Origin of the sequence: Winogradskyella wichelsiae, assembly GCF_013403925.1 — a bacterium.
In the GTDB taxonomy this organism is placed as follows: domain Bacteria; phylum Bacteroidota; class Bacteroidia; order Flavobacteriales; family Flavobacteriaceae; genus Winogradskyella; species Winogradskyella wichelsiae.
In genome coordinates this window covers 277220-289968 of record NZ_JABFDJ010000006.1, presented here as the reverse complement: position 1 = coordinate 289968, position 12749 = coordinate 277220, and the positions used below count along the sequence as shown (strand labels likewise).

Below are 12749 nucleotides of genomic sequence, written 5' to 3'. Positions count from 1 at the left end.
GAAGAGTAGGTCGCCGCCTTTTTAAGAACCCTTACTAGATAACTAGTAAGGGTTTTTTGCTTTTATATCCTTTTTTAGTTCTGATTTTTTAATTTTAGCTACTAATAAAAGTTTTTACTATCTTCAATCCTTAGTTTATAATAGAATATGTCTGTAAATATAGAATTAGAATTAGCTTGGAATTTTGTCAACAATACCAATAGAAATATATTCTTAACAGGTAAAGCAGGTACAGGTAAAACTACATTTTTACACAAATTAAAGAATGAAGGACAAAAGCGAATGGTTATTGTAGCACCGACTGGTGTAGCTGCTATAAATGCGAAAGGTGTAACTATTCATTCTTTTTTTCAGATGCCTTTTGGTCCTATTCTACCAAATGAAGATTTAAACAATTCAACAAGTTTTAAAAGAAAATTTAATAAAACAAAGATTGACATTATTAAATCGCTAGATTTATTAGTTATCGATGAAATTAGTATGGTTAGGGCTGATTTGTTGGATGGAATAGATAAAACTTTAAGACGCTATAAAGATCGAAATAAAGTATTCGGAGGTGTTCAATTATTAATGATTGGTGATTTACAACAGTTATCTCCTGTAATAAAAGATAATGAATGGCAATTATTAAAACCGTTTTATAGTAATGCTTTTTTCTTTAGTAGCATAGCTTATAAGAGTTCGGACCCAATTGCAATTGAACTAAAACATATTTATAGACAAGATAATCCTGTTTTTATTGAAATATTAAATGAGATTAGAAATAATAATTTAACGCCTGAATCTGCTGAAGAATTAAATAAACGTTTTATTCCAGACTTTAAACCAGATGATGAAGATGGTTATATTTCACTTACAACACACAATAATAAAGCACGTCAAGTTAATATAGAAAAACTTGAAGAATTAAAAGGTACGAGTAAAAGTTATAAGGCTGTAGTTGAAGGTAATTTTCCTGAACACTCTTATCCTAATAATGACCGATTAGAATTAAAAGTAGGAGCTCAAGTGATGTTCGTTAAAAATGATAGTTCGCCTGAAAAACGTTATTTTAATGGAAAAATAGGAAGAGTTATTTTATTAGATAAGGATGAAGTTGTTGTTCATTGTCCTGAAGATGATTTTAATATTAATACCAAATTAGAGACTTGGGAGAATATTAAATATACGGTTAATCCAGTAACTAAAGCTATAACTGAAGATAAAGTAGGAAGTTTTACACAAATGCCATTGCGTTTAGCTTGGTCAATTACAATCCATAAAAGTCAAGGTTTAACCTTTGAAAAAGCTATAATAGATGCACAAGGTGCTTTTGCACATGGACAGACTTACGTTGCTTTAAGTCGCTGTAAATCATTAGAAGGGCTAGTTTTAAAGAGTAAAATAGAATCTAATCAAATTATTAGTGACTATAACGTGATTACGTTTAATAAAAATGCTGAAGTTAATCAACCTGATGATGTTGTGTTACTCGAATCTAAACGACAGTTTCAGTTAGGATTGATTGCTGAAATGTTTGATTTCTATAATTTCTTATATCCTGCTAATAGAATATTAGATATTTTTTATAAAAATAGAGGAAGTATCGAAGGGATAGTAGAGGCTCCATTAATTTCCATTAAGGATAATGCCACTAGTTTACTTAAAATAGCGAACTCTTTTAAATCGCAATTGAGCCAGCTAGATACAGGGGGTGAAACACCAGAAAATAGTGATTTGGTACAAGATCGGTTTAAAAAAGCTTTAGATTATTTTAAAAAACAGACAACTACAACTATTGATAAAAGTTTGAAGGAATTTAATTTTTCTACAGATAACAAAGCAATAGAAAAAGATATTAAGAAACAGCTTATAACATTAGATGAATTATTAGCAATTAAACTCTTACTTTTTGAAGGATTAAAAAATGGGTTTGTTACCCAGGAATTTTTGAGTTTAAGGGCAAAATCTGTTTTCTTAGCAAAAGAAAAACCAAAAGTACAACGTGCTGCTGTAATTGATGGAACGACAAATGTTGAACTATTTGAATTATTGAGAGAGTTAAGAAATCAGATAGCTAATCGTGAAGATTTAGTACACTTTCAGGTTTTTACTCAAAAATCACTTTATGCTATGTGTGAGACCTTACCAACTTCTGTTAAGGAATTAAATGAAGTGCATGGTATGGGTAAGACACGTGTTGCAAAATATGGGACTGAAATATTAAAAGTGATCACCAGTTATTGTGATGAAAACGATATAGAAGTATCAAGGGATATTTCTGTTATTGAGAAGTTACAACCAAAAACAAAAAAAGGTGATACTAAGAAAATCTCCTTAGATTTATTTAGAGCAGGAAAATCGATTGATCAAATTGGTTTAGAACGTGAACTTAATTCGAATACCATTTTTGGACATTTGGCTAGTTTTATTTCTTCTGGGGAAGTCTTGATAACTGAATTAATGTCAAAAAAAAATTATCAAGAATTAAAGAAAGTTATTCCTACTAAAAAATTCGATAATCTTTCAGATTTAAAGAGTCAACTTGACGATAAGTATTCATATGCTGAAATTCGTTTAGTTTTGGATGATTTAGGTTAAAAAAAAGGCTTCAAAATACAATTTTGAAGCCTTTTTTCTGTTGTTAATATTTACTTTATTCTTTTATTATGCCTCTAGAAATTACAATTTTTTGAATTTCAGATGTACCTTCATAAATCTGAGTAATCTTTGCATCACGCATTAAGCGCTCTACGTGGTATTCTTTTACAAATCCATTTCCACCATGTATTTGTACAGCTTCAACAGTATGTTCCATAGCGACTTTACTAGCATAAAGTTTAGCCATTGCACTACTCATATCATAGTTATAACCTTGATCTTTATCCCAAGCTGCTCTCATAACTAACATTCTTGCCGCTTCAATTTCAGTATGCATATCAGCTAGCTTAAAAGCAATGGCTTGATGATTACAAATTTCAGTTCCAAAAGCTTTACGCTCTTTAGAGTATTTTAATGCTAATTCGTAAGCTCCAGCTGCAATACCTAAAGCCTGAGCTGCAATACCAATACGTCCTCCAGAGAGTGTTTTCATTGCAAATCTAAATCCAGAACCATTGGCACCAATTCTATTTTCTTTAGGCACTTTTACGTCATTAAACTGCAATGTATGTGTATCACTACCTCTAATACCAAGCTTATCTTCTTTAGGTCCAATATCAAAGCCTGGCATCCCTTTTTCAAGAATAAATGCGTTGATACCGTGAGATCCTTTATGCTTATCAGTTTGTGCAATTACGATATATACATCCGCACGTCCACCACTTGTAATCCAGTTTTTGGTACCGTTAATTAAGTAATGATCACCTTTATCTATAGCAGTAGTACGTTGCGATGTAGCATCACTCCCTGCTTCAGGTTCACTTAAACAAAAAGCACCCACAGATTGTCCTGAGGCTAATTTTGTTAAATATTTTTGTTTTTGTTCTTCATTTCCATAAGCTTCAAGACCATAACAGACTAGTGAATTATTTACCGATACGATTACAGATGCCGAAGCATCTATTTTAGATAACTCTTCCATAATTATGGCGTAAGAAATAGCATCCATGCCACTTCCTCCATATTTAGGATCTACCATAACACCTAAAAAACCTAGTTCGCCCATTTTACGCACTAAACTGTCAGGAAATGTTTGTGTATTATCGCGTTCTATAACACCAGGTAATAATTCAGTTTGAGCGAAATCTCGTGCGGCATCACGAATCATTAAGTGTTCTTCTGTTAGACTAAAATTCATATTCTATATTTTGTTGTTGTTTTCTTAAAAATTTAATGTAAAGATAAATTTTTATTGTGGTATTTTCAATAAGTAATACTATTTTTACATATATGATAAAATCTGCTTATAATATTATTGCTGTGATGTCTGGAACTTCCTTAGATGGTATTGACATTATATATGCCAGTTATGACATAGATAAAAAATGGAGTTTTAAAATTGATTTTGCTGAAACTGTTAAATATCCTAAGAATTGGAAAACTACTTTGAGTAATTTGGTAAATCAAAAACTAGAACAATTACAAGATATTGATGCTAGCTATTCTGAGTTTCTAGGTTTTGTAATTTTAGAATTTATAAATAAGTATAACATTGAATTGATTGATTTTATTGCTTCTCATGGTCACACAGCTTTACACCAACCTGAAAATAGTATGACTTATCAAATTGGTAATCAACAAATTTTAGCAGATATTTTGAATAAAAAAGTAATCTGTGATTTCAGAGTTCAGGATGTTGAATATAGAGGTCAAGGTGCACCATTAGTTCCTATTGGAGATCGTCTATTATTTAACGATTATGATTATTGCATTAATTTAGGAGGTTTTGCTAATATTTCATCTGAACTTAATAATGAACGTATTGCATTTGATATTTGTCCTCTAAACATTGTTTTAAATTATTATGTATCTAAAATAGGATTAGAGTTTGATGATCGAGGTAAATTAGCGTCAACAGGACAAATAAATCACGATTTATTAAATGAGCTCAATGCACTTAAGTTTTATAATGAAGCACCGCCTAAATCCTTAGGTTTAGAATGGGTAGAGTTGACTATTTTTCCATTAATTGATTCTTATCAACTTAAGCTTGAAGATATTTTATGTACTTATATAGAACATATAGGGTTTCAGATTTCTAATGTTATCATAAAAGATGCAACTAAAATTTTAGTAACAGGTGGTGGAGTTTATAATGATTATTTATTAAATCGAATCAACTATTACCTAACTAATAAAGTTTTAATTCCAAATAATGAAATTGTAGAATTTAAGGAAGCTTTAATTTTTGGATTGCTCGGTGTGTTGAAAGAAAGAGATGAAGTCAATTGTTTAAAGAGTGTTACAGGCGCTAGTCATGACCATTCATCTGGAAAAATATTAATTCCTAAAAATTAAACTTATTTAACAATTGCTCCGATTGTTTTTTATATTTGTTACCCTATAATAAACGGATTAAAATTGATAAAAGAATTACTTCAAAAATACGAGAATAAGTCTCCCGAAATCGTATTTCATTGGAACGACCCAGAAACAGAAGCAGAAGGTTGGACTGTTATTAACTCATTACGAGGAGGAGCAGCAGGTGGTGGAACACGTATGCGTAAAGGTTTAGACCAAAATGAAGTGCTATCATTAGCTAAAACGATGGAGGTGAAATTTACAGTTTCTGGTCCGGCGATAGGTGGTGCAAAATCTGGAATTAACTTTGATCCACAAGATCCAAGAAAAACAGGTGTTTTAGAGCGTTGGTATGCTGCCGTTTCTCCATTATTAAAAAGTTATTATGGTACAGGTGGTGATTTAAATGTAGATGAAATTCACGAAGTAATCCCAATTACTGAACAAAGTGGTGTTTGGCATCCTCAAGAAGGTGTTTTTGAAGGCCATTTTAAGCCCACTATAGCAGATAAAATTAATAGAATCGGTCAATTAAGACATGGTGTTATTAAGGTTATTGAAAATTCAAAATATTCACCAAGCGTAAGTGAGAAATATACTATAGCAGATATGATTACTGGCTATGGTGTTGCGACAGCTGCTCAACATTTTTATGATATTCATGATGATTCTATAAAAGGAAAACGTGTCGTTGTTCAAGGTTTTGGAAACGTAGGTGCAGCAGCAGCATTTTATTTTGCTCAAATGGGCGCAAAAGTTGTTGGTATTATTGATAGAGATGGTGGTTTATTAAATGAATTAGGATTCTCTTATAAAGAAATTACAGACTTATACCTTGCAAAAAATGGGAATACGTTAGTAACTGATAATATTATTCCTTTCGAAGAAATTAATAAAGCAATATGGTCTGTTAATGCAGAAGTTTTTGCACCATGTGCCGCATCTCGATTAGTAACCCAAGATCAAATTGATCAAATGATTTCTTCAGGTTTAGAAGTTATAACTTGTGGTGCAAATGTTCCTTTTGCAGATAAAGAAATTTTCTTTGGCTCTATTATGGAGCATACAGATCAAAAAATTAGTCTTATACCAGACTTTATTTCAAATTGTGGTATGGCAAGAGTTTTTGCTTATTTCATGGAGCGTAAAGTACAAATGACAGATGAAGATATTTTTAATGATACTTCAACTATCATAAGAAAAGCTTTAATAGAAGTAAATAAGGTTAACCCAACAAAAACAGGCATAAGCGAAACTGCTTTCGAAATTGCTCTAAGACAATTAATATAATTTTTTAATTTTATGGAAACAGTTATAATTCTAGTATTCGTTTTTGGTTACTTAGCGATTACTTTAGAGCATAACATAAAAATCGATAAATTAATTCCAGCTTTAGTGATGATGGCTATAAGTTGGGCATTAATTTCGTTGGGTATTGATAGTTTTACACAGTGGTTTGATTCAGGTAAACATGTTTTAATGGAAAATTTTGGAATGCTTGGGCATGAAGAAAAACTTCATTTAATGGAAGAAACATTACTACATCATTTGGGTAAAACTGCAGAGATCTTAGTCTTTTTATTAGGTGCGATGACTATCGTAGAAATAATCGATTATTTTGATGGATTCTCTACCATAAAAAATGCAGTAAAGTTTAATAGTAGAAAGAAGCTACTTTGGATGTTTTCAATTTTGGCATTTTTGCTTTCTGCTATTATAGATAACTTAACAGCTACAATCGTTTTAATATCGATTCTTCAGAAAATTGTTAAAGATAGAGATGTAAGAATTTGGTATGCAGGTTTAATTATAATTGCAGCAAATGCAGGTGGTGCGTGGTCTCCAATTGGTGATGTAACAACTACAATGTTATGGATTGGTAATAAAGTTTCTTCAGGGAAATTATTTGCGTATTTATTTATACCATCACTGCTTTGTATGGTTGTTCCGACGTTTATTGCGTCAATGTTAAAGCCGTTTAAAGGAACTTTAGAACTTCAAGAATCAGATAATAAAGTAAAGAATAAATTTAGTTCTAGGATGTTATTCTTAGGTCTTGGTGCTATAGTTTTTGTGCCAATATTTAAAGTTATTACACATTTACCTCCTTATGTTGGTATGATGCTTTCATTAGGTGTAGTTGCTATTTTTGCAGAAGTATATAGCAATTCTAAATTTGCTATTTCTGAAGTGATATCTGATGAACATGCTGCAGGTTCTAGTCACAGTCCTGTTCATTATTCATTATCAAAAATTGAATTGCCAAGTATTTTATTTTTCTTAGGAATTTTAATGGCAGTAGCGGCTTTAGAATCATTAGGTATATTATTTGGTTTTGCTAATTCGTTGCAAGATACTATGCCAATGTTGGGAACAGAGTTTCATCATGAAGGTGTATCTGATTTAGTAGTTTTATTACTAGGAGCTGGTTCTGCAGTAATAGATAATGTACCTTTGGTAGCAGCAAGTTTAGGAATGTTTTCAGAACCCTTAGATAATGAATTATGGCATTTCATTGCCTATTCAGCTGGTACAGGTGGTAGCATGTTAATTATTGGTTCTGCTGCAGGTGTTGTTGCAATGGGAATGGAGAAAATTGATTTCTTTTGGTATTTTAAAAAAATATCATGGTTAGCATTAGTTGGTTTTTTAGCTGGTGCAGCTGCATTTATGGTAACAAGATCAATTTTTTAATTTCATTATAAAATTGAAAATAGAAATATACTTAAGTGTAAAACTTAACGTTATAAAAACAAGAATTTAAAACTTAAATTTATTAGTATGATTTTACTAAGTGCCATTCAAGATGAAGTAGATGTTTTAGCTGACGGAGAGTCAGTAGAAAAGACTTTATCAATAATTGAATTAATATCAAGTGGAGGAACATCTGGAGTCGTAATTATTCTGATTCTATTTATACTCTTAATAGTCGCTGTTTATATTTATTTTGAAAGAATATTTGCTATAAAAGCGGCATCTCAAGTTGATTCTAATTTTATGAATCAAATAAAAGATCATGTAAGTAATGGTAAGATAGATTCTGCACAAATGTTATGTGCACAGCAAAACTCACCTGTGTCTAGGTTAATCGCCAAAGGAATTACAAGAATAGGGAAGCCTTTAGAAGATATAAATTCAGCGATTGAAAATGCAGGGCGTTTAGAAATTTACAGTTTAGAGAAAAACGTAAGTGTCTTAGCAACCATTTCTGGAGTCGCACCAATGATTGGTTTCTTAGGTACCGTTGTTGGTATGATTATTTCAATCTTTGAATTAGCAAATGCAGGAGGTACAATTCAGATGGATGTTTTAGCAAGCGGTTTATATACAGCGATGACTACAACCGTTGCTGGTCTTATTGTTGGTATTATAGCTTATGTTACTTATAATCATATTGTAGGAAAAACAAATAAGGTAGTGTACCAAATGGAAGCTAATTCTGTAGAGTTTTTAGATCACTTAAATGAACCTATCTAATTTATGAATATTAAAGGACGAAATAAAGTAACACCAGAATTCAATATGGCATCTATGACCGATATTGTGTTCTTGTTATTAATATTTTTTATGATAGCGTCAACTTTGGTATCTACAAATGCAATTGATATCGTTTTACCTAAAGCAAGTGGCAAAACGGAAAATAAAAAATCAACGGCAGTGAGTATCAAAAAAGATTTGACCTTTTATATCGATCAAGAACGTGTTGGAGAAAGTGTTTTAGAAACACAATTAATATCCATTATGGCTAATCAAGAAGCTCCTACTATTGTATTAAGGGCTGAAAAATCTGTACCTGTAGAACATGTTGTTAAGGTAATGGACATAGCCAATCGAAATAAGTTTAAAGTTATTTTAGCAGTGCAACCTAATTAGTACTAACTTTATTAAAATTATAATTAACAAGTAAGATTTTAATCATCTAATAAATTTAGAAATATAAAAGTGAAATATTTAGAGACCACTCATCAACGTAATTCAGCCAAAATAACCACACTTATTATTTTGATTTTGCTGTTACTTTTATTTGTTGTTGGTCCTCAATATATGGATCCACCAGAAGAATATGGTGTGGCCGTTAATTTTGGTACAACAGATTTTGGTAGTGGTAATAAACCATTAAGTGAGCCTAAAAAGGCTATTGAAGAAAAGATTGTAGAAGAAAGCGCTACGCAAGAATCGATACCAGAAGAAACACAAGTTACACCTACAGAGGCGAGCACTAAAGCCGAAGAAGTAATGACCGAAGATAATGCTGAAGCTATTGCTATTAAAAAGCAAAAAGAAGCAGAAGCAAAAGCCAAGGCAGCAGAGGCGAAAGCAAAGGCAGAGGCAAAAGCTGCAGCAGAAAAAGTAGAGCGTGAAAAACGTGAAGCTGAGGAGAAGAAAAGAGCAGAAGAAGCTGAAAAGAAAAGGAAACTAGATAACCTTATTGGTGGTGTTAAAAATGCAGCTGGAAATACTGATGGAGGAGAAGGACCAGATAGTAAAGGTGGTAATAAAGGACAATTAGACGGTGATCCATATGCAACTAGTTATTTTGGTGGATCTGGACCAGGGAAAGGTGGCATTGGTTACGGTTTAGGAGGTCGTGGAAAACCATCTCGACAGATTTTCGAACAAAATTGTAATGAATATGGTCTCGTAGTTGTTAGAATAGAGGTAAATAGACAAGGTAAAGTTGTAAAAGCTGAACCCGGAATTAGAGGAACAACAAATACACATCCTTGTTTATTAGAACCAGCAAAAAAAATTGCAATGTCTCACAAATGGCCAGTAGATAACGATGCACCAGCAACTCAAGTTGGTTTTGTAAGTATTAATTTTGATGTAGGTCAATAACTCATGAATTATCAAGATACTGTAAATTGGATGTTTCAACAGCTTCCAATGTATCAGAATAAAGGCAAATCTGCCTTTAAAACCGATATTACTAATACCCTTAATTTAGCAGCACATCTAAATCATCCGGAAGATGATTTTAAATCGATACACGTTGCTGGTACAAACGGAAAAGGGTCAACCAGCCATATACTAGCTTCTGTTTTACAAGAAGCAGGTTACAAAGTCGGTTTATATACTTCACCTCATTTAAAAGATTTTAGAGAGCGTATTCGTATCAATGGAGATGTCATTAGTGAAGATTTTGTTATTCATTTTGTTGAAGATAATCTTAAATTTTTTGAAACGAATCAATTGTCATTTTTTGAAATGACTGTTGGGATGGCTTTTAGTTATTTTGCAAAGCAGGATGTTGATATTGCTATTATTGAAGTAGGTTTAGGTGGTCGACTAGATTCTACAAATATTATAACACCAGAATTATCAGTTATTACCAATATAGGTTACGATCATACCCAAATGTTAGGGGATACGCTTCAATTAATAGCGGGAGAGAAAGCAGGAATTATTAAAAAGAACATTCCAGTAGTTATTGGTGAAACACAGCCCGAAACAGAAGAAGTCTTTAAGTTGAAAGCGAAGTCAACAAAATCTAATATTTATTTTGCAGATCAACTCATTCATGAAATTTTAGAAAGTGATTTAAAAGGATCATATCAAGTTCATAATAAGAAAACAGTTTTACAATCTTTAATTATTCTAAAAGAGTTAGGTTATTCTATTTCAGATGAAGCGATTCAAAAGGGGTTTTTAAATGTTAGTGGCAATACAGGTTTACAAGGACGATGGCAACAAATAGGTGATAAGCCTAAAGTTGTTTGTGATACCGCTCATAACAAAGAAGGATTGACCTACGTTATGGATCAGCTACAAAAAGAAACTTTCGACCTACTACATATAGTGTTTGGAGTTGTTAATGATAAAGATTTAGAACGTATAATTCCGTTGCTTCCTGCAGATGCAACCTATTATTTCTGCAAACCGAATGTGCAAAGAGGACTCGATGCTGAGATTTTAAAAAAAACTTTTAAAAAAAGCGGTTTAATAGGAAAAGCTTATAATAGTGTGGGATCTGCGTTAAGTGCCGCAAAATCAAATGCTAAAGTAACGGATTTAATTTATGTTGGAGGAAGTACTTTTGTTGTAGCAGAAATAATTTAATTTTTTCACGAAAATGTTTTGTAATGTTGAAAACTAGAGTATCTTTGCAGTCCTAATAAATAGGGCGACTAGCTCAGTTGGTTCAGAGCACTTGGTTTACACCCAAGGGGTCAGGGGTTCGAATCCCTTGTCGCCCACAAAGTTCACAGTAATGTGAGCTTTTTTTATACAGATATTGATTTATTAGGGCGACTAGCTCAGTTGGTTCAGAGCACTTGGTTTACACCCAAGGGGTCAGGGGTTCGAATCCCTTGTCGCCCACAAAAGTTCACAGAGATGTGGACTTTTTTTTTGTGCTTATATTTTAGTGTATTTCTTCAATTTTTCTAAAATTTGAAAAATTATTTTATAAGGTCAATTACTACATACCATTACTTAATCTTCCTTATTTCTTTTAATAATTCAACTTATTTAAATCTTAGAATATATCGTAGTAGGTAATAGAGCAAGTAATAATATGAATATAGTTAAACGTTTAGAATAGAATAAAATAAATTGGGGTTCACAATAAGTTGAACTAAAAATTTATAAAACATGAAAGTACAAGCATATTTATCCTTCAGCGGAAACTGTCAAGAAGCACTCAAGTTTTACAGCGAATTATTTAATGCAGATATTATAAACCGTCAAAGTTATGAGGACAAGAAAATAGATGTACCTGCTTCTTATAGAAGTAAATTACAACATGCCGAGCTAAAAGGGAAAAACGTGTATTTTATGGCGTATGATGCTGCTCCAGATACACCTCTTAATAGTGGTAGTCAAATGCATATGAGTATTGAGACTGATAGTAAAGAAGAGGGTCAAGAGCTTTTTGAAGCGTTATCTAAAGGAGGTCAAGTACATCACAATTACCGAGAAAGAGAATGGGGTTATTTTGGACGCTGTACTGATAAATTTGGTATTGGATGGATGGTTAACCATAATGAATAAGAAACACGTCATATAAACACTAGAAAAAGCCTTTTGATAATGTTATCAAAAGGCTTTTTTTTATTCTTAGAATTTTGTTCTAGGATCTTTCCTAAAGACTCGAATAAAATTAAATATTAATGCGCACAGAATAACCCATATAAAACCGGCAATAAAACCACCGACAATATCTGATGGAAAGTGCACACCAAGATAGATACGGCTAATACCAATGCTTAGTATTAGAAAAGTCAATAGTATAATAATTCCTATTTTTAATATTGGATTAATCCTAAACGTATAAAAAAGATAAATAAGAAAACCATAAAAAGCCATAGCTGTCATTGCGTGTCCACTTGGATAACTTAACGTTTCTACAGTTACGAGGTGCTCTAATTCTGGTCTAGATCTATTAATAATTCTTTTCAAAATTAAATTAGAACTTAAAGCCAAAACCAATACAACACTAAGCTGAATTACATATTTCCAGTTCTTAAATATCATTAGAAAGGCTAAATTACTAAGTATAAATACAATTAAGTAACCAAAAACATCACCAATATTTGTTATATAAATAAAGTATTGTGTAAGTGAGGGGGCTCTATAGGTTAATATATAATCTGTAATTATGGTATCAAATTCAGCTAACGCATTGGTCTTAAGATTTTGTGTTAATTCAATAAATACATTAACACTACCAATTACAATTAAGATTGCGACTATTGAGATTACTATATAAGGCAATTGTTCATTTTGGTGTTTAAATACCCTAGAAAGTAGCTGCCTTACCTTATTGATTATTATTTTAATTTCATTTTGCATGTGATTTCAAAAGC

At 31.8% G+C, this 12749-nt stretch carries 11 protein-coding genes and 2 tRNA genes; 11 read left to right on the top strand and 2 right to left on the bottom strand.

All coding sequences use genetic code 11. The features are described from left to right. Nucleotides 1-147: 147 nt before the first annotated feature. The gene (locus tag HM985_RS13770) at nt 148-2580 is read left to right on the top strand and encodes a helix-turn-helix domain-containing protein (protein WP_179376798.1); all 2433 of its coding nucleotides are present in this window, start codon (nt 148-150) and stop codon (nt 2578-2580) included. 55 nt (nt 2581-2635) lie between these two features. On the opposite strand, the gene HM985_RS13765 is transcribed toward HM985_RS13770, so the two are convergent. Beyond that, nucleotides 2636-3778 (bottom strand): acyl-CoA dehydrogenase, encoded by a 1143-nt coding sequence (locus HM985_RS13765; RefSeq protein ID WP_179376797.1) that lies wholly within the window; start codon nt 3776-3778, stop codon nt 2636-2638. 92 nt (nt 3779-3870) lie between these two features. On the opposite strand from HM985_RS13765, the gene HM985_RS13760 reads away from it, so the two are divergent. The 10 genes from HM985_RS13760 (at nt 3871) to HM985_RS13715 (ending at nt 11934) form a co-directional block, all read left to right on the top strand. After that, a complete protein-coding gene (locus HM985_RS13760) occupies nt 3871-4938 on the top strand; it encodes an anhydro-N-acetylmuramic acid kinase (RefSeq protein ID WP_179376796.1) in 1068 nt (355 codons plus the stop codon). Between the two features lie 66 nt (nt 4939-5004). After that, nucleotides 5005-6231 carry a Glu/Leu/Phe/Val dehydrogenase gene (locus tag HM985_RS13755; protein ID WP_179376811.1) on the top strand — a complete coding sequence of 409 codons (1227 nt, stop codon included), beginning with the start codon at nt 5005-5007 and terminating at the stop codon, nt 6229-6231. 12 nt (nt 6232-6243) lie between these two features. Next, a complete protein-coding gene (nhaD, locus tag HM985_RS13750; protein WP_179376795.1) occupies nt 6244-7635 on the top strand; it encodes a sodium:proton antiporter NhaD in 1392 nt (463 codons plus the stop codon). An 87-nt stretch (nt 7636-7722) separates the two neighbouring features. Then, nucleotides 7723-8418: a MotA/TolQ/ExbB proton channel family protein gene (locus HM985_RS13745; RefSeq protein WP_179376794.1), complete on the top strand. Its 696-nt coding sequence runs from the start codon at nt 7723-7725 to the stop codon at nt 8416-8418. Nucleotides 8419-8421: 3 nt separating this feature from the next. Further along, nucleotides 8422-8814 carry an ExbD/TolR family protein gene (locus tag HM985_RS13740; RefSeq protein WP_179376793.1) on the top strand — a complete coding sequence of 131 codons (393 nt, stop codon included), beginning with the start codon at nt 8422-8424 and terminating at the stop codon, nt 8812-8814. Nucleotides 8815-8883: 69 nt separating this feature from the next. After that, nucleotides 8884-9780: an energy transducer TonB gene (locus tag HM985_RS13735; protein ID WP_179376792.1), complete on the top strand. Its 897-nt coding sequence runs from the start codon at nt 8884-8886 to the stop codon at nt 9778-9780. A gap of 3 nt (nt 9781-9783) precedes the next feature. After that, a complete protein-coding gene (locus HM985_RS13730) occupies nt 9784-11001 on the top strand; it encodes a bifunctional folylpolyglutamate synthase/dihydrofolate synthase (protein ID WP_179376791.1) in 1218 nt (405 codons plus the stop codon). Nucleotides 11002-11063: 62 nt separating this feature from the next. Then, nucleotides 11064-11138 (top strand) — tRNA-Val (locus HM985_RS13725). A gap of 49 nt (nt 11139-11187) precedes the next feature. Further along, nucleotides 11188-11262 (top strand) — tRNA-Val (locus HM985_RS13720). 273 nt (nt 11263-11535) lie between these two features. Then, nucleotides 11536-11934 carry a VOC family protein gene (locus HM985_RS13715; protein WP_179376790.1) on the top strand — a complete coding sequence of 133 codons (399 nt, stop codon included), beginning with the start codon at nt 11536-11538 and terminating at the stop codon, nt 11932-11934. Between the two features lie 66 nt (nt 11935-12000). Here the strand turns inward: HM985_RS13715 and HM985_RS13710 are convergent, their stop codons facing one another. Further along, on the bottom strand, nt 12001-12735 hold the full coding sequence (locus HM985_RS13710; RefSeq protein WP_179376789.1) for a phosphatase PAP2 family protein: 735 nt from the start codon (nt 12733-12735) through the stop codon (nt 12001-12003). Between the last annotated feature and the right edge of the window lie 14 nt (nt 12736-12749).

Bases quoted from the DNA above. Each gene is read 5' to 3' on its own strand.
- HM985_RS13760 (WP_179376796.1), top strand. From the start codon at position 3,871: ATGATAAAATCTGCTTATAATATTATTGCTGTGATGTCTGGAACTTCC.
- HM985_RS13715 (WP_179376790.1), top strand. From the start codon at position 11,536: ATGAAAGTACAAGCATATTTATCCTTCAGCGGAAACTGTCAAGAAGCA.
- HM985_RS13770 (WP_179376798.1), top strand. From the start codon at position 148: ATGTCTGTAAATATAGAATTAGAATTAGCTTGGAATTTTGTCAACAAT.
- HM985_RS13730 (WP_179376791.1), top strand. From the start codon at position 9,784: ATGAATTATCAAGATACTGTAAATTGGATGTTTCAACAGCTTCCAATG.
- HM985_RS13745 (WP_179376794.1), top strand. From the start codon at position 7,723: ATGATTTTACTAAGTGCCATTCAAGATGAAGTAGATGTTTTAGCTGAC.
- HM985_RS13740 (WP_179376793.1), top strand. From the start codon at position 8,422: ATGAATATTAAAGGACGAAATAAAGTAACACCAGAATTCAATATGGCA.
- HM985_RS13765 (WP_179376797.1), bottom strand. From the start codon at position 3,778: ATGAATTTTAGTCTAACAGAAGAACACTTAATGATTCGTGATGCCGCA.
- HM985_RS13710 (WP_179376789.1), bottom strand. From the start codon at position 12,735: ATGCAAAATGAAATTAAAATAATAATCAATAAGGTAAGGCAGCTACTT.
- nhaD (WP_179376795.1), top strand. From the start codon at position 6,244: ATGGAAACAGTTATAATTCTAGTATTCGTTTTTGGTTACTTAGCGATT.